Annotated in this window: 22 protein-coding genes and 1 tRNA gene; 16 read left to right on the forward strand and 7 right to left on the reverse strand. The window is 66.3% G+C overall.

Annotated features, from left to right (window positions below; translation table 11 throughout):
- Positions 1–4 precede the first annotated feature (4 nt).
- A complete protein-coding gene (gene queA / locus LRS53_RS17330; protein WP_231356712.1) occupies positions 5–1,048 on the reverse strand; it encodes a tRNA preQ1(34) S-adenosylmethionine ribosyltransferase-isomerase QueA in 1,044 nt (347 codons plus the stop codon).
- A 106-nt stretch (positions 1,049–1,154) separates the two neighbouring features.
- On the opposite strand from queA, the gene LRS53_RS17335 reads away from it, so the two are divergent.
- The 5 genes from LRS53_RS17335 to LRS53_RS17355 all read left to right on the forward strand — a co-directional run bounded on the left by LRS53_RS17335 (position 1,155) and on the right by LRS53_RS17355 (position 3,204).
- Positions 1,155–1,239: transfer RNA gene (locus LRS53_RS17335), tRNA-Leu, on the forward strand.
- 247 nt (positions 1,240–1,486) lie between these two features.
- On the forward strand, positions 1,487–2,023 hold the full coding sequence (locus LRS53_RS17340; RefSeq protein ID WP_231356713.1) for a DUF4410 domain-containing protein: 537 nt from the start codon (positions 1,487–1,489) through the stop codon (positions 2,021–2,023).
- Positions 2,024–2,109: 86 nt separating this feature from the next.
- Positions 2,110–2,280 carry a hypothetical protein gene (locus LRS53_RS17345; RefSeq protein WP_231356714.1) on the forward strand — a complete coding sequence of 57 codons (171 nt, stop codon included), beginning with the start codon at positions 2,110–2,112 and terminating at the stop codon, positions 2,278–2,280.
- Positions 2,281–2,315: 35 nt separating this feature from the next.
- Complete coding sequence (locus tag LRS53_RS17350; protein ID WP_231356715.1) at positions 2,316–2,783, forward strand: hypothetical protein; 468 nt, start codon at positions 2,316–2,318, stop codon at positions 2,781–2,783.
- Positions 2,784–2,883: 100 nt separating this feature from the next.
- Positions 2,884–3,204: a hypothetical protein gene (locus LRS53_RS17355; RefSeq protein WP_231356716.1), complete on the forward strand. Its 321-nt coding sequence runs from the start codon at positions 2,884–2,886 to the stop codon at positions 3,202–3,204.
- Between the two features lie 22 nt (positions 3,205–3,226).
- Here the strand turns inward: LRS53_RS17355 and lptG are convergent, their stop codons facing one another.
- Both lptG and lptF read right to left on the reverse strand, forming a co-directional pair.
- Positions 3,227–4,288, reverse strand: a complete 1,062-nt coding sequence (gene lptG, locus LRS53_RS17360) for an LPS export ABC transporter permease LptG (protein WP_231356717.1) — start codon at positions 4,286–4,288, stop codon at positions 3,227–3,229.
- Complete coding sequence (gene lptF / locus LRS53_RS17365; protein WP_017642551.1) at positions 4,285–5,397, reverse strand: LPS export ABC transporter permease LptF; 1,113 nt, start codon at positions 5,395–5,397, stop codon at positions 4,285–4,287. The genes lptG and lptF overlap by 4 nt, the downstream gene beginning before the upstream one ends.
- Positions 5,398–5,568: 171 nt before the next feature.
- Here lptF and LRS53_RS17370 point away from each other — a divergent pair, with 171 nt between their 5' ends.
- From LRS53_RS17370 to LRS53_RS17390, 5 genes are all read left to right on the forward strand, one after another.
- Entirely contained in the window at positions 5,569–7,068 is a 1,500-nt protein-coding gene (locus tag LRS53_RS17370; RefSeq protein ID WP_231356718.1) for a leucyl aminopeptidase, read from the forward strand.
- A 70-nt stretch (positions 7,069–7,138) separates the two neighbouring features.
- On the forward strand, positions 7,139–7,567 hold the full coding sequence (locus LRS53_RS17375; RefSeq protein ID WP_231356719.1) for a DNA polymerase III subunit chi: 429 nt from the start codon (positions 7,139–7,141) through the stop codon (positions 7,565–7,567).
- Between the two features lie 4 nt (positions 7,568–7,571).
- A complete protein-coding gene (locus tag LRS53_RS17380; RefSeq protein WP_231356720.1) occupies positions 7,572–7,934 on the forward strand; it encodes a hypothetical protein in 363 nt (120 codons plus the stop codon).
- Positions 7,935–8,021: 87 nt separating this feature from the next.
- The gene (locus tag LRS53_RS17385) at positions 8,022–10,853 is read left to right on the forward strand and encodes a valine--tRNA ligase (RefSeq protein WP_231356721.1); all 2,832 of its coding nucleotides are present in this window, start codon (positions 8,022–8,024) and stop codon (positions 10,851–10,853) included.
- A gap of 53 nt (positions 10,854–10,906) precedes the next feature.
- On the forward strand, positions 10,907–11,203 hold the full coding sequence (locus LRS53_RS17390; protein ID WP_059313851.1) for a winged helix-turn-helix domain-containing protein: 297 nt from the start codon (positions 10,907–10,909) through the stop codon (positions 11,201–11,203).
- A gap of 3 nt (positions 11,204–11,206) precedes the next feature.
- Here the strand turns inward: LRS53_RS17390 and LRS53_RS17395 are convergent, their stop codons facing one another.
- Both LRS53_RS17395 and purL read right to left on the reverse strand, forming a co-directional pair.
- Positions 11,207–11,521, reverse strand: coding sequence for an NGG1p interacting factor NIF3 (locus LRS53_RS17395; RefSeq protein WP_231356722.1), 315 nt, complete (start codon positions 11,519–11,521; stop codon positions 11,207–11,209).
- Between the two features lie 102 nt (positions 11,522–11,623).
- Complete coding sequence (gene purL / locus LRS53_RS17400) at positions 11,624–15,523, reverse strand: phosphoribosylformylglycinamidine synthase (RefSeq protein ID WP_231356723.1); 3,900 nt, start codon at positions 15,521–15,523, stop codon at positions 11,624–11,626.
- A gap of 316 nt (positions 15,524–15,839) precedes the next feature.
- On the opposite strand from purL, the gene mltF reads away from it, so the two are divergent.
- Positions 15,840–17,324: a membrane-bound lytic murein transglycosylase MltF gene (mltF, locus tag LRS53_RS17405; RefSeq protein ID WP_017642559.1), complete on the forward strand. Its 1,485-nt coding sequence runs from the start codon at positions 15,840–15,842 to the stop codon at positions 17,322–17,324.
- 354 nt (positions 17,325–17,678) lie between these two features.
- Here mltF and tcdA read toward each other — a convergent pair whose 3' ends face one another.
- A complete protein-coding gene (tcdA, locus tag LRS53_RS17410; RefSeq protein WP_017642560.1) occupies positions 17,679–18,464 on the reverse strand; it encodes a tRNA cyclic N6-threonylcarbamoyladenosine(37) synthase TcdA in 786 nt (261 codons plus the stop codon).
- 84 nt (positions 18,465–18,548) lie between these two features.
- Here tcdA and dapE point away from each other — a divergent pair, with 84 nt between their 5' ends.
- From dapE to LRS53_RS17425, 3 genes are read left to right on the forward strand one after another with little or no spacing between them, the layout of a single operon-like run.
- Positions 18,549–19,691: a succinyl-diaminopimelate desuccinylase gene (dapE, locus tag LRS53_RS17415; RefSeq protein ID WP_231356724.1), complete on the forward strand. Its 1,143-nt coding sequence runs from the start codon at positions 18,549–18,551 to the stop codon at positions 19,689–19,691.
- A complete protein-coding gene (locus LRS53_RS17420; protein WP_231356725.1) occupies positions 19,688–20,500 on the forward strand; it encodes a putative RNA methyltransferase in 813 nt (270 codons plus the stop codon). The genes dapE and LRS53_RS17420 overlap by 4 nt, the downstream gene beginning before the upstream one ends.
- Before the next feature lie 5 nt (positions 20,501–20,505).
- On the forward strand, positions 20,506–20,889 hold the full coding sequence (locus LRS53_RS17425) for a hypothetical protein (RefSeq protein ID WP_064307967.1): 384 nt from the start codon (positions 20,506–20,508) through the stop codon (positions 20,887–20,889).
- A gap of 184 nt (positions 20,890–21,073) precedes the next feature.
- On the opposite strand, the gene LRS53_RS17430 is transcribed toward LRS53_RS17425, so the two are convergent.
- Positions 21,074–21,286 carry a cold-shock protein gene (locus LRS53_RS17430; RefSeq protein ID WP_017641736.1) on the reverse strand — a complete coding sequence of 71 codons (213 nt, stop codon included), beginning with the start codon at positions 21,284–21,286 and terminating at the stop codon, positions 21,074–21,076.
- Between the two features lie 369 nt (positions 21,287–21,655).
- On the opposite strand from LRS53_RS17430, the gene plsB reads away from it, so the two are divergent.
- Together plsB and LRS53_RS17440 are read left to right on the forward strand one after the other, a co-directional pair.
- The gene (gene plsB / locus LRS53_RS17435) at positions 21,656–24,166 is read left to right on the forward strand and encodes a glycerol-3-phosphate 1-O-acyltransferase PlsB (RefSeq protein ID WP_231356726.1); all 2,511 of its coding nucleotides are present in this window, start codon (positions 21,656–21,658) and stop codon (positions 24,164–24,166) included.
- A 48-nt stretch (positions 24,167–24,214) separates the two neighbouring features.
- Positions 24,215–24,697, forward strand: coding sequence for a YbaY family lipoprotein (locus tag LRS53_RS17440; RefSeq protein ID WP_093250721.1), 483 nt, complete (start codon positions 24,215–24,217; stop codon positions 24,695–24,697).
- The last annotated feature ends 190 nt before the right edge of the window (positions 24,698–24,887 follow it).

Here is a 24,887-nt window from a genome sequence, read left to right on the forward strand (position 1 = left end):
CATATCAGCTCTCCGGGCCCTGGGCCCCGGGATTGCGGGTGATGAACATGGCGTCGCCATAACTGAAGAAGCGATAGCCCTCGGCCACGGCCGTCGCATAGGCGGCCATGGTCTCGCGGTAACCGGCGAAGGCCGACACCAGCATCAGCAGGGTCGACTCGGGCAGGTGGAAGTTGGTCACCAGTGCATCGACCACATGGAAGGGCCGGCCGGGATAGAGAAAGATGTCCGTCTCGCCGGCGAAGGCCTTGAGCTCGCCGTCACGGGCCGCACTTTCCAGCGAACGCACGCTGGTGGTGCCGACGGCGATCACCCGACCACCACGGGCGCGGCAGGCGGCCACGGCGTCCACCACGGCCTGGTCGACCTGCAGCCACTCGCGGTGCATGTGGTGGTCTTCGATGCGCTCGACTCGCACCGGCTGGAAGGTGCCGGCGCCGACGTGCAGGGTGACGAAGGCGGTTGCCACGCCCTTGGCGCGGATGGCCTCCAGCAGCGGCTCGTCGAAGTGCAGTCCGGCGGTGGGCGCGGCCACTGCACCGGCGTTGCGTGCATAGACGGTCTGGTAGCGCTCGCGATCCTCGGCCTCGTCGGGCCGGTCGATATACGGCGGCAACGGCATATGACCGACCCGCTCCAGCAGCGGCAGCACAGGCTCGGCGAATTTCAGTTCGAACAGCGCCTCGTGGCGCGCCACCATCTCGGCCTCGGCACCGCCGTCGATGAGGATGCGGCTGCCCGGTTTGGGCGATTTGCTGGACCGCACATGGGCCAGCACTCGCTCCTCGTCCAGCACCCGCTCCACCAGGATCTCCAGCTTGCCGCCACTGGCCTTCTGGCCGAACAGCCGCGCCGGAATCACCCGGGTGTCGTTGAACACCATCAGGTCGCCCGGCTGCAAATAGCCCAGCAGATCGCCGAAGCGGCGATGGCTCAGCTCACCGCTGGGGCCGTCGAGCACCAGCAATCGACTGCCGCGGCGCTCGGCCAGCGGATGACGGGCGATGAGTGATTCGGGAAGGTCGAAATGGAAGTCGGCGACGTGCATGGCAGGTAGATCTCGAAAGGCCGCACAGCTTACCGGAAGCGGCCTTTTTCACCAACGCACTTTGGATTGACCGGACCTGCCCGCATCCCTATACTCCGCCGCCATTGCCCCGGTGGCGGAACCGGTAGACGCGGCGGATTCAAAATCCGTTTCCGAAAGGAGTGGGAGTTCGAGTCTCCCCCGGGGCACCAAGCCGTATCTTCCGTGATCTCCTTCGCGATTCATGGACGCCCAGAAGAACCGCCCATTGAGGCGGTTTTTTTGTGCCTGGAGTTCGACAGTGGAGCGGTCGCCATGGCCGGGCTACCGGACTCCTTGCACCCACGGGCACCACTTCTCGCAGCAGCGACTAGACTGCCCTGACCGGCTTGCCAACGTCTCGCTCAGCGCATGGCGAGCGCTTCTGCAGCCGGATCTTCCATCACCCGGAGCCAACCGATGATCAGATTCGTCGTTGTCGCTGCACTCCTGCTGGTTGGCGGCTGCGCCGCCAAGGTCACCTCCTCTGCGGATCAGACGCCGATTCCCGTCTATGCCGATGCCAAAACTACGCTGGTGGTATCGTTCAAGGCCGACGCCAAGGTTCAGGCCAACGAAAAATGGCCGCTGCTGAAAAGCGAATGGCTGGAGGCACTGCGCGCCAAGGGCCAGGCCAAGGGACTACGGGTACTGACCGAGCGGCCGAAGACGGCAGCGACCCTGGCTACCATCGAGGTCACCAATTTTCGCTACATGAGCTCAGGCCTGCGCTATACGGTGGGGGTGATGGCAGGCAATGCCTGGATCAGCGCCCAGGTCCGCTACCAGGACGCCACCTCGGGGGAAACGCTGGCGACCCGTAGCTACGACACCTCTTCCAGTGCCTGGGAGGGTGTATTCTCGGCGATGACGTCCGATCAGATTCAGGCGCTGGCGACCACCATCATCGATGACGTGACCATCAATTCAAGTAGCAAACCGCGGCGAAGCCCCTAATAAGCGCTGTTTGACCGCCGGTGAGGCCGCGACTATTCGCGCACGCTCACCGGCGGTCGTTGCCTATCATCTCTTGAGAATACCGTTTGAAACCGCTCCTGCTATGCCTCGCCCTGCTACTGACCGGCTGCAACCACTACAGCTCGGCCGACTCCGTCTGCGAACCCAGCCCACTGAGCGGTGAGGACTGCAAGAAGTCGCAACCGGTCGGTAACTACCTGATGGACAAGTATCGGGAATGGCAGCGTTACCAATAGGCTGGTGCCCGCACAAGGCTTGCCGAGACCGGAAGATGCGCCTGAGCCCTCCCCTGCTGCTCGTCCTGCTGCTGACCCTGGGTGGCTGCGCCGTGCAGCGACCGGCCCAGTCAGCGAGTGCGGGTGTCGACCTGAATCGCTCGCCCAGCTGGACGTTGCAGGCCCGGTTGCACAGCGCCCTCTATGGCTGCGAGTTGCTGGTGCTGCATGGCAACAACGCCCGCTTGGCGGGCGAACAAGGGCGGCTGGCGGACTTTCGTCAGCGGCTGAGCAGTTGCCAGACCCAGGCCGCTGCCGAAGAGAAGTCTGCTACGGACCAGTTACCCGCCGGCCAGGATCGGCTGCTGCGCAATTCGCAGAAGGCCTACTTGGCCATCTGGCAGGGCTATCTGGCCGGGCTCACCATCGATCATCCGGCCGACTTGCAGCAGAAGCAGTCTTATCTTAAGGCGCGATCAGCGCTGCTCGACGTGGCGACGAGAGCACCCGGACATCCGCACTGAGCCCCGGAAACGATCGGATAGCCAGCTGACCACCGGCAGCTGAAACCGGAGGGCAAAGCGTGCAATAGTAAGACATCGATACGGACGCGAGATCTTGCACATGGAAACGCTCTCCCCCCTCTCTCAGGTGGCGGTCAAGGACCTGGAAACGGCCCAGACCCCCGCCCGCTTCTCCCCGGCCTTCATCGAGCGGCTGCTCTCGCGTTGCGAGACGCGCATGGACGAGATGGAAGCCTGCCCCGACATGAGCGCGGATCTGCGCCTGATCCACATGCAGAATGTCGATCTGCTGGTGCGTACCGTGGTGGGCGAATGCCGCCATCGGGATCAGATCCGCCGTGTGCAGCGCATCCTGAACTTCTGCGAAGCGCACGCCGGCTGGTTGCAGCCGCAGCCGGTCGTGAGCAAGGGCGCCGCCTAGCGAGCGGCGCCGCCGGGCGGCCCTAGCCGGCCCGGCGCAGCAACAGCACCCCAGCCACGGCGCATAGCAGCGCCGGTGCCAGCACGGCCAGCAGCGGCGAGAAGCCGAACACCAGGCTGGACGGCCCCAGGAGATCCTGGAAGATGCGCAGGGCGAAGCCGATGATCACCCCGGTGAAGATCCGCTGGCCCAGGGTCACCGAGCGCAGCGGACCGAAGATGAAGGAGATCGCCATCAGCACCAGGGCGGCGGTCACCAGCGGCTGGAAGATCTTCGACCAGAACGCCAGCCAGTAGCTCTTGTTGCTCAGCCCCTGATCGGCCAGGTAGTGGATGTACCACCACAGTCCGGAGATCGACAGCGCATCCGGCTCCATGATCACGGTGTCGAGCACCTGCGGGGTCAGCTCGACGTTCCAGATCACCTTGGGCTCCTGGCGGACGCTGGTCTGGCGGTCGCCGAAGTCGGTGATGCTGACGTTTTCCAGTTCCCAGTGATCGCCGCGATAGATGCCGCGCTGAGCGAAGCTGGATTGCAGCAGATGGCGATTGTCGTCGAATTCGTAACGGGTCACGCCCAGCAGCAGGCCATTGGGCTGCACGGCGTTGACGTGGGTGTACTCGTGGCCCTGGCGATGCCAGAGGCCGTGACGCGAACTCTGCGCCTTGCCGGCGCTCTGCGCCAGGGCGCGACCGCTCTGTGCCAGGTTCTCAGACCAGGGCGCCACGTACTCGCCGACTAGGATGCCGGCGATGAGCAGCACGAACATCGGCTTCATCACCGCCCAGACGATGCGCCCCAGGGAAACGCCGGCGGCGCGCATCACGATCAGCTCGCTGCTGCTGGCCAGGGTGCCCAGGCCGATCAGGCAGCCGATGAGCGCGGCCATGGGCAGCATCTCGTAGGCTCGCCGCGGCGAGGTGAGCAGGACGAACTTGAGCGCCTCGGCGACGCCGTAGTTGTCGTCGAAGTCGCCGAGCTGGTCGATGAAGGCGAACAGCAGGGCCAGACCAACGATCACACCCAGCACCGCGAGGATGCTGACGAAGACGGTGCGCCCTATGTACCAATCGAGCTTGTTCATGCCGCTACCTCCGGCTTGCGACCGCGCAGACGCGCCTTGAGCGGTTCCCAGAAGGCCAGCAGCAGGCCCAGCACCAGGAACAGCAGGTGCACGCCCCACAGACCGATGGCCGGCGGCAGGCGGCCTTTATCCAGGGCGCCGCGGGCGGCGATCAGCAGCGACAGGTAGGCCATGTACAGCAGGATCGCCGGCAGCAGCTTGAGGAAGCGGCCCTGACGCGGATTGACCTTGGCCAAGGGCACGGCGATGAGAGTCACGACGAACACCAGGATTGGCAGCGACAGCCGCCATTGCAGCTCGCCGCGATACTGCAGCTCGTTGCTGCGCATGAGTTCACCGGTGGTGACGGCGTCACGCTCACTGATGTCCTCGCTGACCGCGGGCTTGGGCAGGAGCACGCCATAGGTCTCGTACTGCACGGCGCGGTAATCGGCCTGGCCCGGCACGCCGTCGTAGCGGAAGCCGTTCTGCAGGATCAGGTAGCGACTGCCGTCCGGGTGGATTTCCTGCCGACCGGTGTCGGCCACCAGCACGCCCACGCCGCGGTCCTTGCCGCCAGCAGTGGAGGTGTTGCGCTCGGAAATGAAGACGCCGCCCAGCTGGCTGCGATCCGCCGACAGGCGCTCGGTGTAGGTGACTCGGGAATTGTCCCGCAGCGACTGGAAGCGGCCCGGTTCGAGGGTGTCGAACTCGGTCATGGCATCCTGCTGATTGAGGATGGTGGTGACCTTCTGCACGCCCAGGGGTGCCAGCGACAGACTCAGCCAGGCGACCACCAGGGCCACCACCGCGGCCGGCGCCATGCTGTAGGCCAGCAGGCGGCGCGGACTCAGGCCGGTGGCGGTGAGCACGGTCATCTCGCTGTCCAGGTACAGCCGGCCATAGGCGAGCAGGAAGCCGAGAAATAGGCCCAGCGGCAGGATCAGTTGCAGGAAGCCGGGGATGCGGTAGGCCATGATGAGCAGGAGCACGCCCGGATCCAGCAGGCCCTGGGCCGCCTGGGCCAGGTACTTGATGAAGCGGCCGCTCATGATGATCACCAGCAGCACGGCACTGACCGCACCGAGGGTGGTGAGAACTTCTCGAGACAGATAGCGGAAGACGATCAAACAGGATTCTCCAGGGTTGTCAGGCTCTGGCGCGAACGCTCACACTAGCTCGGCTGCATGGCTTGCGTTGCAAGGCCCACCCGTTGAAGGCCGATCGCCGGGAAAGGCCCTGGCGAAAGCCCCGCATTATATCCTGCGAACTCATGTGTTTGTCTTGGGGAGCTTCTCCTAATGGAATTCGTCGTCAAAAACGCTCGTCCGGAAACCCTGAAAACCGCCACGCTGGTCGTGGCCGTCGGTGAAGGCGGTGCGCTCGACGCAGCGGCCAGCGCCGTGGACGCTGCCACTTCCGGCGCCCTGAGCGCGGCGGTCAAGCGCGGCGACATCGCCGGCAAGGCCGGCCAGACCCTGCTACTCACCAATCTGCCCGGCATCAAGGCCGAGCGCGTGCTGCTCGTCGGCAGCGGCGCCAGCGAAGGGCTGTCCGACCGCCAGTACCGCAAGCTGGCCAGCGGCGCCCTGAGCGTGCTCAAGAGCCTGGGCGGCAGCGACGCCGCCATCGCCCTCGGCGATGTGCCGGTCAAGAATCGCGATGGTTATGCCCGCCTGCGCCTGCTGGCCGAGACCCTGGCCGATGGCGACTACGTCTTCGATCGCTTCAAGAGCAAGAAGGCCGAGCCGCGGCCGCTGAAGAAGCTGACCCTGGTCACCACCAAGGCCTCCCAGCCGGAGGCCGAACGCGCCCTGGCCCATGCCCTGGCGATCACCCACGGCACCGCCTATGCCAAGGACTTCGGCAACCTGCCGCCAAACGTCTGCAACCCGGTCTATGTGGCCGATCAGGCCAAGGCCCTGGGCAAGCAGTTCAAGGACGCCGGGCTTTCCGTCGAGGTGCTCGACGAGAAGAAGATGCGTGAACTGGGCATGGGCTCCTTCCTCGCCGTGGCCCAGGGCAGCGCCCAGCCGCCGCGCCTGGTGGTGCTGCAGTACCGGGGCGGCGCCAAGAACGCCCAGCCCTACACCCTGGTCGGCAAGGGCATCACCTTCGACACCGGCGGCATCAGCATCAAGCCCAGCGCCGGCATGGACGAGATGAAGTACGACATGTGCGGCGCCGCCAGCGTCCTGGGCACCTTCCGCGCCCTCATGGAGCTCAAGCCGGCGATCAACGTGGTAGGTCTGCTGGCCCTGGCCGAGAACATGCCGAGCGGCACCGCCACCCGTCCGGGTGACATCGTCACCAGCATGAGCGGCCAGACCATCGAGATCCTCAACACCGACGCCGAAGGCCGCCTGGTGCTGTGCGACACCCTCACCTACGCCGAGCGCTTCCAGCCCAAGGCGGTGATCGACATCGCCACCCTCACCGGCGCCTGCATCACCGCCCTGGGTTCGCTGGTCTCGGGTCTGATGGGCAACGACGACGCCCTGATCGATCAGGTCAAGCAGGCCGGCGATCGCGCCGACGACCGCGTCTGGCAACTGCCGCTGCACGACGAGTACCAGGAGCAGCTGGACAGCCCCTTCGCCGACATGGCCAACATCGGCGGCCCCAAGGCCGGCACCATCACCGCGGGCTGCTTCCTGGCGCGCTATGCCAAGGCCTATCCCTGGGCACACCTGGACGTGGCCGGTACCGCCTGGATCAGCGGCGGCAAGGACAAGGCCGCCACCGGTCGTCCGGTTCCGCTGCTGGTGCAATATCTGCTCGACCGCAGCAACGAGGCCTAAGCCTCTGCCCAAGGCCGCGACGCTCCTACGTCGCGGCCTTGCCGTTCCCCTCCCCTCGCCGTGACCGCCCATGACCCGTGTCGATTTCTATGTCCTGCCCTCCACCGATCCCGCGGCGCGGCTGGCCTTCGCCTGTCGGTTGGTGGACAAGGCCTGGAAGCAGGGCATGCCGGTCTATGTGCATTGCGCCGACACCGAGCAGCGTCAGCGCCTGGATGATCAGCTGTGGAGCTTTCGGCCGGACAGCTTCATTCCCCACGATCTGGCGGAGACCGCCAGCGACAGCCCGGTGGTGCTGGGCCTGACCACGCCCGCCGAGCAAACGGGCGAGCTGCTGATCAACCTCAGCCTGGCCCCGCCGCCCTGCCATGCGGGTTTCGCCCGGATCGCCGAAGTGGTCGTTGAGGCTCCCGACGTGCGCCAGGCGATGCGCGAAGGTTTTCGCTTCTACCGCAAGCTTGGCTATGCTCTACAGGACCATCAGCTGTCACGTGTCTGATTTCATGACCAGCACCAAGCCTCCCGCGCACGTCCTGCAAGACCTCGAAGCCATCCGCCAGGTGCTCGACAAGAGTCGCAACACGATTCATCCGAGCAGCGCCGATGGCATCCCCATCCTCTCCGACGTCATCGCGCCCAGCGCCGAGCGCCTCAGGGCCATCCCGCCGCTGCTCGACCAGATCGTGCCGGACGCCATCGAAGAGGTGACGCCCAGCGCGCCCCATGAAGACCTGGCCCACGTCCGCCTGCACCAGGAGGCGCCGGCCATCCTGCAGGAACTGCTCGACGAGCAGTTGCCGCGCCTGGAGGCCGAGTTGCAGCGCCGTCTGCAGCGGCGACTGGAAGAACTGCTGCAGCGTCCCTGAGCGCGGGGCGCCAAGGCGCCCTGCCGTCGGCCGGCGGGAGTCGCTATACTCGGAGGCTTTCCTCTTCCAGCGACAAAAGCCCCCTCCATGGACAAGACCTACCAGCCGCACGCCATCGAAACCTCCTGGTACCAGACCTGGGAACGCCAGGGCTACTTCGCGCCCCAGGGGTCGGGCGAGCCCTACACCATCATGATCCCGCCGCCGAACGTGACCGGCAGCCTGCACATGGGCCATGGCTTCAACAACGCCATCATGGACGCCCTGATCCGCTTCCGCCGCATGCAGGGTCGCAACACCCTCTGGCAGCCGGGCACCGACCACGCCGGCATCGCCACCCAGATGCTGGTGGAGCGCCGCATCGGTGCCGAGGGCCTGTCGCGCCATGACCTGGGCCGGGAAAAATTCCTGGAGAAGGTCTGGGAATGGAAGAACGAATCCGGTGGCAACATCAGCCGGCAGATCCGCCGCCTGGGCTCCTCGGTGGACTGGTCGCGCGAGCGCTTCACCATGGACGACGGCCTCTCCGAGGCGGTCAAGGAAGCCTTCGTGCGCCTGCACGAGGACGGCCTGATCTATCGCGGCAAGCGCCTGGTCAACTGGGACACCAAGCTGCACACCGCCATTTCCGACCTGGAAGTGGAAAGCCATGACGAGAAGGGTCATCTCTGGCACCTGCGCTATCCGCTGGCCGATGGCGCCCGCACCGCCGAGGGCATGGACCATCTGGTGGTCGCCACCACCCGTCCCGAGACCCTGCTGGGCGACGCCGCCGTGGCCGTGCACCCGGAAGATCCGCGCTACAAGGACCTGATCGGCCAGTACGTCGAGCTGCCCCTGGTGGGCCGGCGCATCCCCATCGTCGGCGACGACTACTGCGACCCCGAATTCGGCACCGGCTGCGTCAAGATCACCCCGGCCCACGACTTCAACGACTATGAAGTCGGCAAGCGCCACAACCTGCCGCTGATCAACATCTTCGATGCCGACGCGGCCGTCCTGCCCGGCGCCCAGGTGTTCAACCTGGACGGCAGCGTCAACGGCATGTTCGACGCCACCCTCCCCGCCGCCTACGCAGGCCTGGATCGTTTCGAGGCGCGCAAGCGCATCGTCGCCGATCTGGAGGCCGCCGGCCGCCTGGAGAAGATCGACGACCACGCCCTCAAGGTACCCAAGGGCGACCGCTCCGGCACCGTGATCGAGCCTTGGCTGACCGACCAGTGGTACGTCTCCACCAAGCCCCTGGCCGAGAAGGCCATCGCCGTGGTCGAGAGCGGCGAGGTGCAGTTCGTGCCCAAGCAGTACGAGAACATGTACTTCAGCTGGATGCGCGACATCCAGGACTGGTGCATCAGCCGCCAGCTCTGGTGGGGCCACCGCATTCCCGCCTGGTACGACCAGGCCGGCAATGTCTACGTCGGTCGTGACGAAGCCGAGGTACGTGCCAAGCACGACCTCGGGGACATCGCCCTGCGCCAGGACGACGATGTCCTGGACACCTGGTTCAGTTCCGGCCTGTGGACCTTCTCCACCCTGGGCTGGCCCGAGCAGACCGAGGCGCTGAAGACCTTCCACCCCACCGACGTGCTGGTCACCGGCTTCGACATCATCTTCTTCTGGGTCGCCCGGATGATCATGCTGTCCACCCACCTGACCGGGCAGATTCCGTTCAAGACCGTCTACGTCCACGGCCTGGTGCGCGATGGCCAGGGCCAGAAGATGTCCAAGTCCAAGGGCAACGTGCTCGACCCGCTGGATATCGTCGACGGCATCGACCTGGACACCCTGCTGCAGAAGCGCACCAGCGGCCTGATGCAGCCCAAGCTGGCCGAGAAGATCGCCAAGCAGACCCGCGCCGAATTCCCGGACGGCATCGCCAGCTACGGCACCGATGCCCTGAGATTCACCTTCTGCTCCCTGGCCACCACCGGCCGCGACGTCAAGTTCGACATGGGTCGCGTCGAGGGCTATCGCAACTTCTGCAACAAGCTGTGGAACGCGGCGAACTTCGTCATGGAGAACGTCGAAGGCCAGGACACCGGCGTCAATGACGAACCCGTCGAGCTGTCCTCGGTGGATCGCTGGATCATCTCCCAGCTGCAGCGCACCGAGGCCGAGGTGACCCGTCAGCTCGACGCCTTCCGCTTCGACCTGGCCACCCAGGCCCTCTACGAATTCGTCTGGGACGAGTACTGCGCCTGGTACCTGGAGCTGGTCAAGCCGGTGCTGTGGGACGAAAACGCCTCCATCGAGCGCCAGCGCGGTACCCGCCGCACCCTGGCGCGGGTACTGGAAGTGGTGCTGCGCCTGGCGCACCCCTTCATGCCCTTCATCACCGAGGAAATCTGGCAGCGCCTCAAGGCACCGGCCGGTGTCCAGGGCGAGACCCTGATGCTGCAGCCCTGGCCGGTGGCCAACGAGGCGCGCATCGACGCCGCCGCCGAAGGCGACATCGAGTGGGTCAAGGCGCTGATGCTGGGCGTGCGGCAGATCCGCGGCGAGATGAAGATTTCCATGGCCAAGCGCATCGACATCATCGTCGCCAACGCCAGTGCCCAGGACCAACGCCGCCTGGCCGACTTCGAGCCGCTGCTGAACAAGCTGGCCAAGTTGGAATCGGTCCGCGTGCTGGCCGCCGGCGAGGAAGCGCCGATGTCCGCCACCACCCTGGTGGGCGAGATGGAAGTGCTGGTGCCCATGGCCGGGCTGATCGACAAGGACGCGGAACTGGCGCGCCTGGACAAGGAGATCGGCCGCCTGGAAGGCGAGGTCAAGCGCGTCGGCGGCAAGCTGGGCAACGAAGGCTTCGTCGCCAAGGCGCCGGCCGAAGTGCTGGAGAAGGAGCGTGCCAAACTGGCCGAAGCCGAGCAGGCCCTGGCTAAAATGGTGGAACAGCGGCAGCGCATCGCTACCCTCTGATCCCCCTGAAGCCCACCCTCGCGGTGGGCTTTTTATTGCCTAGGACGATTCTCATGGATGTGAGCAAGACCAAGACCAGTTTCTATCGCCGGCTCTATGTGGCCTGGCTGGTGGCCAGCGGCACCGCCACCAGCGTGCCCGCGCTGATGGCCGCTACCGGCATGCCGCGGCGTACGGCCCAGGACACCCTACTGGCCCTGGCCGATCTGGATATCGACTGTCAGTTCGTGCAGGGCGACGGCGCGCGCAACAACGCGGGCGGCTACGAGATCCGCGATTGGGGCGCGGTGGACCCACGCTGGGTCGAGCGTGAGCTTGCACGGATCAAGACCGTTCTCGGCTATCCCTGACGGCTAGAAATCCAGCACCTGCACCACGTCGTAGGCCGGCGTCTCATAGGGATGCGTCTCCTTGAGCGCCGCCACGGCCTGGCGGGCGACCTGCTCATCGGCCAGTACCAGCTCCACTCGCCATTCCGTTAGCTGTTCGAGACTGCCCTGCTCGCCCAGGTGCGGCTGGCTGCCCGCCAGTGGACGGAACTGACCGAGGCCCTGGACCTGCCAGCAGCAACTGTCATAGAGCCCGATGCGGCCACCGCCCACAGCAAAGATCGCCTGCTTGACGGCATCGAGGTGCGAGTCGGGGACGTAGAAACACAGCTTGAACATCGAGGACTCCGGAGACGCTGGACGGTCCCTTCAGCTTAAACCCTTCCCAGAAAGACGAAACCCGCGCCGAGGCGCGGGTTTCGTCAGACGCGAGCCGAGGACTCAGTCCACCCAGACCCGCGCATTGCGGAACAGGCGCATCCAGCCGCCGTCCTCGCCCTGCCAGTCGGCCGGGATCCAGGAGTTCTGCACGGCGCGGAAGCAGCGCTCGGGGTGCGGCATCATCAGCAGCACGCGACCGTCCTGGCTGGACAGACCGGTGATGCCCAGCGGCGAGCCGTTGGGGTTGGCCGGATAGATCTCGGTGACCTTGCTGTGGCCATCGACATAGCGCAGCGCCACGGTGCCGGAGACATCGGCGGCGACCAGCGCCTGCTGGCTCGGGTACTCGGCGAAGCCTTCGCCGTGGGCGATGGCGATGGGCAGCCGCGACCCGGCCATGCCGGCGAGGAACAGGGAGGGCGAATCCTGCACCTGGACCATGGCCACCCGTGCCTCGAACTGCTCGGAGCGGTTGCGCACGAAGCGCGGCCAGAATTCGCTGCCGGGCACCAGCTCGCGCAGGTTGGCGACCATCTGGCAACCGTTGCACACGCCCAGGGTGAAGGTATCGGTGCGCTCGAAGAACTGCTGGAAGCCGTCGCGAGCCCGGGCGTTGAACAGGATGGACTTGGCCCAACCACCGCCGGCGCCGAGGACGTCACCATAGGAGAAGCCGCCACAGGCGACCACGCCCTTGAAGTCCGCCAGGTCGATGCGACCGGAGAGGATGTCGCTCATGTGCACGTCGATGGCGGCGAAGCCGGCGCGATCGAAGGCCGCGCCCATCTCCACCTGACCGTTGACGCCCTGCTCGCGCAGGATGGCGACCTGGGGCCGCACGCCCTTCTTGATGTAGGGGGCGCAGATGTCCTCGTTGGGATCATAAGCCAGCTTGGCCGACAGACCCGGATGATCCTCTTCCAGCAGAGCGTCGAATTCCTGCTGGGCGCAGTCGGCGTTGTCGCGCAGGCGCTGGATCTGGAAGCTGGTCTCGCTCCAGACGCGCTGCAGCATGCGCCGCTCGGCCCGGTAGAGATGCTCGTCGTGGTAGTGGATGTTGATCTCGTAGCCGTTGACCGGGTTGCCGATCACCGCCACGCAATCTTCCAGACCGGCCGCGCTGAACTGGGCCAGCACCTCGTGGGTGAAGTCCTGGGGCACCTGGATGACGGCGCCCAGCTCTTCGGCGAACAGCGCGCGGGTCAGCTCGTCGCGGTCGGCGGCGAGAGCGTCCAGGCGCAGGGCCAGGCCGCAGTGACCGGCGAAGGCCATTTCCACCAGGGTAGTGATGAGGCCGCCGTCGGAACGGTCGTGGTAGGCCAACAGCAGGCCATCCTGGTTGAGGCCCTGGATCACCGCGAAGAAGGCCTTGAGGTCTTCGGCCTCGTCGACGTCGGGAGCCTGCTGGCCGAGCTTGCCGTGGGTCTGGGCGAGGATGGAGCCGCCCAGGCGATTCTGGCCACGACCCAGGTCGATGAGGATCAGGTCGGTCTGGCCCTTGTCCAGGCGCAGCTGGGGGGTCAGGGTGCGGCGAATGTCCTGCACCGGGGCGAAGCCGGTGATCACCAGCGACAGCGGCGCGGTGACGCTCTTGTCTTCGCCGCCGTCCTGCCAGCGGGTCTTCATGGACATGGAGTCCTTGCCGACCGGGATGGTGATGCCCAGCTGCGGGCACAGCTCCATGCCTACCGCCTTGACGGTTTCATAGAGGCGCGCGTCTTCGCCCGGGTGGCCGGCGGCGGCCATCCAGTTGGCGGAGAGCTTGATGTCGCCCAGCTTCTCGATGCGCGCGGCGGCCAGGTTGGTGATGGTCTCGCCGATGGCCATGCGGCCGGAAGCAGGCGCGTCGAGCAGCGCCAGCGGGGTGCGCTCGCCCATGGCCATGGCTTCGCCGGTGTGGACGTCGAAGCTGGTGGCGGTCACGGCGCAGTCGGCCACCGGGACCTGCCAGGGACCGACCATCTGGTCGCGGGCGACCAGGCCGGTGATGGTGCGGTCGCCGATGGTGATCAGGAAGCTCTTGCTGGCCACGGCCGGGTGGCGCAGGACGCGCTCCACCGACTCGGTCAGGTCCAGGCCGGCGCCGTCGAAGGCGTCGCCCAGTTCGGCTTCCCGGGTGGCGCTGCGGTGCATGCGCGGCGGCTTGCCGAGCAGGACGTCCAGCGGCATGTCCACGGCGTTGTTGCCGAAGTGGCTGTCGGCCACGGTCAGCTGGCGCTCCTCGGTGGCCTCGCCGACCACGGCGAAGGGGCAGCGCTCGCGTTCGCAGATGGCCTTGAAGGTCTCGAAGTTTTCCGCGTCCACGGAGAGCACGTAGCGCTCCTGGGACTCGTTGCACCAGATCTCCAGCGGACTCATGCCCGGCTCGTCGTTGGGCACGTTGCGCAGCTCGAAACGACCGCCGCGCCCGGCATCGTTGACCAGTTCGGGGAAGGCGTTGGACAGGCCGCCCGCACCCACGTCGTGGATAAAGGTGATGGGGTTGTTTTCACCCAGCTGCCAGCAGCGGTCGATGACCTCCTGGCAGCGGCGCTCCATTTCCGGGTTCTCGCGCTGCACCGAGGCGAAATCCAGGTCGGCGGAGCTGGCGCCGGTGGACATGGACGAGGCCGCGCCGCCGCCCAGGCCGATCAGCATGGCCGGACCACCGAGCACGATGAGCTTGCCGCCCACCGAGATGTCGCCCTTCTGCACGTGGTCGGCGCGGATGTTGCCCAGGCCGCCGGCGAGCATGATCGGCTTGTGGTAGCCGCGCACCTCGGGACCACGGGGGGTCTCGACCTGCTGCTCGAAGGTGCGGAAGTAGCCGGCCAGGGCCGGGCGACCGAATTCGTTGTTGAAGGCGGCGCCGCCCAGCGGGCCCTCGATCATGATGTCCAGCGGGGTGACGATGCGCTCGGGCTTGCCGTAGGGCTGCTCCCAGGGCTGCTCGAAACCGGGGATGTTCAGGTTGGAGACGGTGAAGCCGGTCAGGCCGGCCTTGGGCTTGGAGCCGCGGCCGGTGGCGCCTTCGTCGCGGATCTCGCCGCCGGAGCCGGTGGAGGCGCCGGGGAAGGGAGCGATGGCCGTCGGGTGGTTGTGGGTCTCCACCTTCATCAGGATGTGCACGGGCTGGCTGTGCGCGCCGTACTCACGGGACTCGGCGTCGGGATAGAAGCGCCCGGCGGTGAAGCCTTCCATGACCGCGGCGTTGTCCTTGTAGGCGGACAGCACGCCAGCGCGGTTCATCTCGTAGGTGTTCTTGATCATGCCGAACAGCGACTTCTCCTGGCTTTCGCCGTCGAGGTCCCAGCTGGCATTGAAGATCTTGTGCCGGCAGTGCTCGGAGTTGGCCTGGGCGAACATCATGAGTTCGATGTCATGGGGATTGCGCCCCAGGGCGGTGAAGCTCTTGACCAGGTAGTCGATCTCGTCCTCGGCCAGGGCCAGGCCCAGCTCGAGGTTGGCCTGCTCCAGCGCGGCGTGACCACCACCGAGCACGTCCACCGCGGTAAGCGGCTTGGGCGCGGCATGGCTGAAGATGTCGGCGGCGGCGTCCAGGGTCGGCAGCACGCGCTGGGTCATGCGGTCATGCAGGGCCGCGGCCAGCTGCGCGTGGGCAACGCCGTCCAGCTCGCCGGCGACGTAGTAGGCCACGCCGCGCTCCAGACGCTCGATCTGCGCCAGGCCACAGTTGTGGGCGATGTCGGTGGCCTTGCTCGACCAGGGCGAGATGGTGCCCAGGCGCGGGACGATGAGGAACAGCGCGCCTTGGGGTTCTTGCTGGGGGACGCTGGGGCCGTATTGCAGCAGTCGGCCGAGGATGCCCTCTTCCTCCGCGCTCAGGGTGCCGGCGACTTCGGCGAAATGAACGAACTCGGCATAGAGCCCGGAGACACCGGGAACCAGGCGAGTCAGCTGGTCGAGAAGTTTGCCGTGACGGAAAGAAGAAAGAGCGGGAGCGCCGCGCAGGATCAGCATCGGGGACAGCCTCGGGGCCAAGTCACTTTGGGGCCGTGCATTCTAGCCTAAAGGCGCGCCGGGGACACCTTCCGGCGACGAGGGTTCATGCAGCCTTACCACCATCCTTGTATGTATAAAATGGGCGCTGGGCCACTTCTCGCGTATACTGCCCGCCGTTACGGCCTGCCGCGCCCCATGGACGCGGCTCCCCATTGGGCTCAGGATAGAGCCTTTGGCCGGACCGGTGGCGCGGAGCGTCCCGACCATAACGAGTGCCCGGAGGGGCCGACCGATGAGGCGCGTCAGCAAGGCGCCAGTGCCGTTTTGATGCCGTATGGCCGAGCTAGCCCATTTGAATAGAGCCTTCAAGCGATTCGCCTGGCTTACCCTGCCCTTCCTCGCCTTGCTCATGAGCTGCGGGGAGGCCGACGTGCCTGCGCCGCCCAAGCCTACCGCGCTGGAGCAGGTGCAGCAGGCGGGAGTCCTGCGCGTGGTGACGCGCAACAGTCCGGCGACCTATTTCCAGGACCGCAACGGCGAGACCGGCTTCGAATACGAATTGGTCAAGGGCTTCGCCGAATCGCTCAAGGTACGCCTGGAAATCAGCACCGCCGACAACCTCGACGACCTCTTCAATCGCCTGACCGCGCCGGACGGGCCGGTGATCGCCGCGGCCGGCCTCACGCCTTCGATCAATCGCCAGAATCTGAAGTTTTCCCGCAGCTATCTGGACGTGGTGCCCCAGGTCATCTATCGCAACGGCACCGTCCGCCCCAGCACGCCCAAGGACATGGTCGGCAAGCGCATCCTGGTGCTCAAGGGCAGTAGCCAGGCCCAGCAACTAAAGGCGCTGCAGGCCCAGGTGTCGGGGCTGGCCTTCGACGAATCCGACCAGGTGGAGGTCAGCGACCTGCTGCGCATGGTCGACGAGGGCCAGATCGACCTGACCCTGGTGGATTCCAACGAACTGGCCATGAACCAGGTCTATTTCCCCAATGTGCGGGTGGCCTTCGACCTGGGCGATAACCAGGGCCAGGCCTGGGCGCTGCAGCCCGGTGAGGACAACAGCCTGCTCGACGCGGTCAACGCCTACCTGGACAAGGTCCGCCGCGATGGCACCCTGCAGCAGCTCAAGGAGCGCTACTACGGCCACGTCGACGTGCTTGGTTACGTCGGTGCCTACACCTTCGCCCAGCACCTGCAGGAACGCCTGCCCAAGTACGAGAAGCACTTCCGCAAGGTGGCGCAGAAACACCAGTTGGACTGGCGCCTGCTGGCCGCCATGGGCTACCAGGAATCGCTGTGGACGCCGGACGCCACCTCCAAGACCGGGGTACGCGGACTGATGATGCTAACCAATAACACCGCCCAGGCCATGGGGGTATCCAATCGCCTGGATCCCGAGCAGAGCATCACCGGCGGCGCCAAGTACTTCGACCAGATCCGCGACGAGCTGCCCGACAGCATCAACGAACCGGATCGCACCTGGTTCGCCCTGGCCACCTACAACATCGGCATCGCCCACATCCTCGACGCCCGCCGTCTGGCCGAATCCCAGGGCCTGGACCCGGATCGCTGGCTGGACGTGAAGAAGATGCTGCCGCGCCTGGCGCAGAAGCAGTGGTACAGCAAGACCCGCTATGGTTACGCCCGCGGCGGTGAGACGGTGCAGTTCGTGCAGAACGTGCGCCGTTATTACGACATCCTCACCTGGACCACCCAACCGCAGATGGAAGGCCAGCAGCTGGCCAAGACCGGCCTGCACGTCCCCGCCATCGCCGACGACCGTCCCGTCCGGGAAACGCCCCAGGATATGTGAGGCACGGCACCTCAGGACGTAGGTTGGGCTGAGACGGTTCCATCGTCGAAGCCCAACATTGCGGACTCGACCTGGGCACCGTTGGGCTTCGCTGCGCTCAACCCAACCTACCGAAGCGCTCCCTCGTCCTCTGAACGTAGGTTGGGCTGAGACGGCTCCATCGCCGAAGCCCAACATTGCGGGCTCGACCTGGGCACCGTTGGGCTTCGCTGCGCTCAACCCAGCCTACCGAAGCGCCCCCTCGTCGTCAGGACGTAGGTTGGGCTGAGACGGCTCTATCGTCGAAGCCCAACATTGCGGGCTCGACCTGGGCAGCGTTGGGCTTCGCTGCGCTCAACCCAACCTACGAGAGCTTTAACCTTTGGGCTTCTGGATCAGCTTGTCCACGGCGCGGGCGGCGGCAACCATGCCGAAGGTGGCGGTGACCATCATCACCGCGCCGAAGCCGCCAGCGCAGTCCAGGCGCACGCCTTCGCCGACGAAACTCTTCTGCTGGCAAACGCTCCCGTCCGGCTTGGGATAGCGCAGCTGCTCGGTGGAAAAGACGCAGGGCACGCTGTAGTGGCGGCTGGGATTACGCGAGAAACCATAGTCTCGGCGCAGCAGCGAACGCACCCGCGAGGCCAGGGGGTCGTTGTAGGTGCGATTGAGGTCCACCACCTGGATCTGGGTGGGGTCGATCTGGCCGCCCGCACCGCCAGTGGTGACGATGGCGATCTTGCGTCTCTTGCACCAGGCGATCAACGCCGCCTTGGAGGCCACGCTGTCGATGCAGTCCAGCACCAGATCGAGCTCCTCGGTGATGTAGTCGGCCATGGTCTCGCGGGTGACGAAGTCCGCCACCGCCTTGACCGTGCAGGCCGGGTTGATGGCCTGGATGCGCTCGGCCATCACCGTGACCTTGGGTCGCCCCACCTGGCCGTCCAGGGCGTGCACCTGGCGATTGGTGTTGCTGACGCAAACGTCGTCCAGATCGAACAGGCTGATGCGACCGACGCCGCTACGGGCCAGGGCCTCGGCGGCCCAGGAACCCACTCCGCCGATGCCGACCACGGCGACGTGACTGGCGGCCAGGCGCTCGACGGCCTCCTGCCCATAGAGCCGGGCGATCCCGCCGAAGCGTTGTTCATCGAACGTCATGAAGGCTTTCCACAAAAGCCACAGTATAGGTTTTCCTTTACCATACCGCTCCCCCTGAACCCTAGCCGCCTCCCGGGACCCGCCATGACCACCGCTCTCACCCCCACTCTGGAACTCGCCTGCGACCTCATCGGCCGGGCCTCGGTCACGCCGCTGGACGAAGGCTGCCAGGCGCTGATGATGCAGCGCCTGGAGCGCCTGGGCTTCGCCCTGGAACCGCTGCGCTTCGAGGAGGTGGACAACTTCTGGGCGCGCCGTGGCGGCGAGGGTCCGGTGCTGTGCTTCGCCGGCCACACCGACGTGGTGCCCACCGGCCCGCTGGATGCCTGGCAGCAGGCGCCCTTCAATGCCCACGTGGATGCCGATGGCATGCTGCGTGGCCGCGGCGCCGCCGACATGAAGGGCAGTCTGGCGAGCATGATCATCGCCGTGGAGCGCTTCGTCGCCGACCACCCGGACCATCGCGGCGCAATCGCCTTCCTCATCACCAGCGACGAGGAAGGCCCCGCCCTGCATGGCACCCGTGCCGTGGTCGAGCGCCTGCGCGAGCGCGGCGAGCGGCTGGACTGGTGCATCGTCGGTGAACCCTCCAGCACCCGGCTGCTGGGCGATGTGGTCAAGAACGGTCGCCGCGGTTCGCTCAATGGCCGCCTGACCGTGCGCGGCAAGCAGGGCCACGTGGCCTATCCGCACCTGGCGCGCAATCCCATCCATCTGGCGGCCCAGGCCCTGGCGGATCTCGCTGCCGAGCAATGGGACGACGGCAACGCCTTCTTCCCGCCCACCAGCTTCCAGATTTCCAACCTCAATTCCGGCACCGGTGCCGGCAACGTGGTGCCGGGCGAGCTGCAGGCACTGTTCAACTTCCGCTTCTCCACCGAATCCACCGTGGAAGGCCTGCAGGCCCGCGTCGAGGCCATCCTCGATCGCCACGGCCTGGACTGGCACATCGACTGGTCGCTGTCCGGGCTGCCCTTCCTCACCGAGCCGGGCGACCTGCTCGACGCCGTCGCGGCCAGCGTGGAGGCGGTCACCGGCTATCGCCCCGAAGCCTCCACCAGCGGCGGTACTTCGGACGGCCGCTTCATCGCCACCCTGGGCGCCCAGGTGGTGGAACTGGGTCCGGTCAACGCCACCATCCACCAGGTGGACGAGCACGTCCTGGCCAGCGACCTGGATCTCCTGACCGAGGTCTACTACGGCACCCTGGTGCGGTTGCTGGCATGAAGCTGATCTGTCCGCTCTGCCAGGCCCCGCTGGCCGAACTCGAGGGTGGCGTCGGTTGCGCCGCCGGCCATAGATTCGACCGCGCCCGCCAGGGCTATCTGAACCTCCTGCCGGTGCAGCACAAGAAGAGCCTGGATCCGGGTGACAACGCCGCGATGGTCGAGGCGCGCCGGCGCTTTCTCGATGCCGGTCACTATGCGCCCCTGGCCGAGCGCCTGGCGCACCTGGCCGCCGAACGCGCGCCCCAGCGCTGGATCGACGTGGGCTGTGGCGAAGGCTTCTATACCGCGCGCCTGGCCCAGGCCCTGCCCGCGGCCGACGGCTATGCGCTGGACATCTCCCGCGAGGCGGTGCGCCGCGCCTGCCGACGTACCCCGGCGCTGACCTGGCTGGTGGCGAGCATGGCGCGTCTGCCGCTGCCGGACGCCAGTTGCCAGCTGCTGGCCAGTGTCTTCAGCCCCATCGACTGGGCCGAAGCCCTGCGTGTGCTGGCACCGGGCGGCGGCATCCTGCGCCTGGGTCCGGCCAGCGCCCACCTGCTGGAGTTGCGCCAGCGGCTCTATGACGAGGTACGCGACTATGCCGAAGACAAGCACTTGCAGGATCTGCCGCCAGGTCTGGAACTGGCCCACAGCGAAGGGCTCGAATTCGTGCTGCCGCTGACCGAGCGCCAGACCCGCGAAGACCTGCTGGCCATGACGCCCCACGGTTGGCGGGTCAACGCCGAGCGTCGCGAGCGGGTTCTTGCCGAGCCCTTCGAGGTGCGGGTGGCAGTACGTTACGATTGGATCGTCAAATCCGGAGCCTAAGCCCCATGCGCCAGCCCGATATCGAAATCTACCTAAAGGACGTCGACCAGGACGCCGTCTCGGCCTGGCTCGAACAGGTGTTCGCCATGCCTTGCGCCTGGCAGGCGCGTGGGCAGACCTTCAAGTGCACCCTGCGCTATGGTGGCGAGCCCATTCCCGTCACCTGGCTGCCGAAGGCGGTGGGCAAGTGGCACAGCCTGCTACTGGAAAGCGATGTATCGCCCTGGGTGGACGACCTGGCCTGCGCCCGTGATGCCCAGGCGGCCCTGCAGGTGCAGGTGCGCTGCGCCCCGAGTGGCTGGAGCGAGGAAGAAGAGGAAGAAACCGCCGACCGTTGGCTGAAGGTGACGGACGAGGGTGTCGAGGAAATCGTCTGGCGTACCGAGTGAACTGAAGGCGCGAGGAGCCTTGCGCTCCTCGCGAAGCGGGCTCAGAGCCTGTTCAAAGGCTCGCGAGCTAGAGACAAACAAGGCGAAAATGGCTGAGGAAGCGGAGTTTACGAGTGGTAAATGAGCATTCCGAAGCCATTTTCAACGCCGTTTGGCCGACGCGCAGCAGACTTTGAATAGGCTCTTACAGCCGGGCGACGTCTTCGGCCTGCAGACCCTTCTGGCCTTCGATCACCGAGAACTCCACCTGCTGGCCTTCGACCAGGGAGCGGTGGCCTTCACCACGAATGGCGCGGTAGTGAACGAACACGTCGGCGCCGCCCTCGCGTTGAATGAATCCATATCCCTTGGCGTCATTGAACCACTTGACGGTCCCGGTTTCGCGTTGCTCACCCATCACATCTCTCCGAAGCTTGTCTGGATTTCCTATCCCCGCTCGCCACAGCCTGGGCGACCGGGTCGCTTTGTTGTATCGGTACGGATCGCGCATCGGACCGGTCGCCAGGCTGGCCCGTATCCGACCATCGGCAACACGTTGCCGAAACCTTATGAAGCAGGGCTTTTCCGGCAAAAGCAACGTTCTTTACGCACAGTGCCATCACGGCTGGAAGCCACGCCAGCGCCGGATTGTCGACGATTTGAATGGCATTTTTTCGACGCTGGGGACAAGGCGCCGACTGCCGGGTCGAAGTCAGAACAACACGGGTGGTTTTACGCCCGCCAGGCCATCCGGCACACTGCCGCCCCGTCCACCCGGTAGCCCTCCATGACCCGTTCACCGCTGCGTCTGCTGGCCTTCTCGCTGCTCAAGCGCCTGCTCTATCTCTGGGTTCGCTCCGAGACCACCCAGGCGGCCAGCCTGCTCAGCCGCATCGATCCCGCCAAACCAGTGCTCTACGTACTGCCCGAGGCCTCGCTGAGCGATCTGGCGGTGCTCGACCGGGAATGCCGCAAGGCCGGCCTGCCACGACCGCTACGCCCGCTGGTGCTGGGGAGCAAGACCGAACCAATGGCCTACTTCAACGCCACCGGCAAGGCGAACTGGCGCGGGCGCCCCGCCCGGCGCTCGGTACCTCCTACCCTGCGCCGGGTGGTGACCGCAGTAACCGAGCAGCAGCTGGAAGACGTCCAGCTGGTACCGGTCAGCGTCTTCTGGGGCCAGTCGCCGGATCGCGAGACCAGTCCCTGGAAGCTGCTCTGGGCGGACAACTGGGTGGTGACCGGACGGCTGCGCAAGCTGGCGCGCATCCTGGTGCTGGGCCGGCTGACCCGGGTGCAGTTCTCCAAGCCGCTGTCGCTGGGCGAACTGGCCAGCCAGCGCCCCGATCCACAGCGCCTGGAACGTCTGGTGATGCGGCGGTTGCGCATCCACTTCCGCAACGTGCGCCAGGCGGTGATCGGCCCGGACCTGTCGCACCGACGCACCCTGCTGCGCGGCCTGCTGCGGGCCCCCCAGGTGCGGGCGACCATCGCCCACGAGATCGCCCAGCGCAAGGCTACCCCCGGGCGCATCGAAGACGAGGCGGCGCACTATGCGCGGGAGATCGCCTCGGACTTCTCCTATCCGGTGGTGCGCTGCCTGGACGTGGGTCTGCGCTGGTTCTGGAACAGCATCTACGATGGCGTCACGGTCAGCCACATCGAGCGGATCCAGGAGATGGCGCCCGGTCACACCGTGGTCTACGTGCCCTGCCATCGCAGCCACATCGACTACCTGCTGCTGTCCTACCTGCTGTTCCAGAATGGCCTGACGCCGCCGCACATCGCCGCCGGCATCAACCTGGACATGCCGGTGGTGGGTAACATCCTCAGACGTGGCGGCGCCTTCTTCATGAGGCGCAGCTTCAAGGGCAACGCCCTCTATGCCGCGGTGTTCAACGAATACCTGCACAGTCTGTTCAGCCGCGGCTTCTCCACCGAGTATTTCGTCGAGGGGGGCCGTTCGCGTACCGGACGCACCCTGCAGCCGCGCACCGGCATGCTGGCCATGACTCTGCGTAGCTTCCTGCGCGACTCCCGGCGGCCCATCGTCTTCGTGCCGGTGTACATCGGCTACGAGAAGGTCTTCGAGGGCCGCACCTACCTGGGTGAATTGCGCGGCGCGGCGAAAAAGAAGGAATCCATCTTCGACCTGGTCAAGGTGTTTGGCGCCCTGCGCCAGCGCTTCGGCCGGGTCTGGGTCAACTTCGGCGAACCCATTCCGCTGCAGGGCTTTCTCGATGCCCGCCGTCCGGGCTGGCGCGACGAACCCCTCGACGAAGACCTGAAGCCCGCCTGGTTCAATTCGGTCACCCACGAATTGGGCGAGCGGGTGGTACGCCGCATCAACGCCGCGGCGGCCGTCACCCCGGTCAACCTGGTGGCCCTGGCGCTGCTCTCGACCCATCGCCAGGCCCTCGACGAAGGCGCCCTGGTACGCGCCATCGACCTCTATCTGGATCTGCTGAAGCGGGTGCCCTACTCCACCAGCGTCACCCTGCCCGAGGGCGACGGCCAGGCGATCATCGAGGAGGTGCGCGCCCTGGGTTTCCTCTCCGAGCAGCAGGACGCCCTGGGGCGCATCCTCTACCTGGACGAGCAGAACGCGGTGCTGATGACCTACTACCGCAACAACGTCCTGCACCTCTTCGCCATCCCGGCGCTGATCGCCAGCTTCTTCCAGAACACCGGGCGCATGACCCGTGAGCTGATCCATAGATTCGCCCTGGCGCTCTATCCCTATCTGCAGGCCGAGCTGTTCATCCACTGGGAGCGCGAGGAGCTGCCCCTGGTGCTGGACGGCTGGCTGGAAGCCATGGTGGAGCGCGGCCTGCTGCGTATCGAGGACGACGTCTTCGTGCGCGCCGCGCCCAGCTCGCGGCAATTCGTCCGCCTCACCCTGCTGGCGCGGGCCGTCCTGCAGACCCTGCAGCGCTACTACATGACCACCGCGCTGATCCTCAACCACGGCCAGAACAGCCTGACCGCTCCGCAGCTGGAAGAACTCTGCACGGTGATGGCCCAGCGGCTGTCGGTGCTGCACGGCCTCAATGCGCCGGAATTCTTCGACAAGTCGCTGTTCCGCCATTTCATTCAGACGCTGCTGGCCGAGGGGGTGCTGCGCAAGGCCGACGACGGCACCCTGGGCCACCATGAATTGCTCGGCGAGTTGGCCGAGGGTGCCGGCAAGCGGGTGTTGCCGGCGGAGATTCGCCTGTCGATCCGCCAGGTGGCCCTGGACCGCCCCGATGCCCCGGACCTGCCGGATCCGGAAACACCCGTTGTCGCCGGCAACTAAGCCGGCGTCCGTGGGTCACAGCAGTCGATTTCAGTCCAGGATCTAGCCATGAAAAGAATCGCCGCCCTGCTCGCCACCTCGCTGCTGCTCAGCGCCTGTAGCGGGCTGCGCCCCGGCCCCGCGACACCACCGCCGCCGAGCGGCCAGCCGCTGCCCCCCACCGAGCAGCCGCAGACCACCACCCCTGGCGTACCCGCCCAGCCAAGCATGACCAGTCTCAGCGGTCAGGCCACCTTTACCGCCAACGAGCCGGTGCCGCCCACCGCCAAGCTCACCGTCAGCCTCTACAGCGCCAGCGCCGGCGACACCCCTGCCGGCCGGCTGGCCCAGCGCACCCTGTTCGTCAAGCAACAGGACCAGGTGCCCTTCCGCCTCGACTACGCCCCGGCCAAGGTCAAGAACGGCGAACGCTACCTGCTCAGCGGCCGCATCCTGCTGGGCGGTCGCCCGCTGTACCTGACCCAGGAGCCGGTAGTGGTGGACCTGAACAGCGGTGGCGAGGTGGAGTTGCCGCTGCAGCCGGTACGCTGAGTAGCGGCATCACCAGCCAACTGCCCATTCCATCGAGAACGCTCGCTCTGATGGGCATGGATGACGAGTACGTCCATGCGGTGCTGGCGCAAGAATGGCGGTGGCGCTAGACATCCCGCTGCTGCTTAGCGACATCCGAAAGGAGCGGACCGAAGCCTCCCTACGCACGCCAGAAATCAGGCCATCTATT

This window comes from Pseudomonas sp. PLB05 (genome assembly GCF_021106615.1).
GTDB lineage: Bacteria > Pseudomonadota > Gammaproteobacteria > Pseudomonadales > Pseudomonadaceae > Chryseomonas > Chryseomonas benzopyrenica.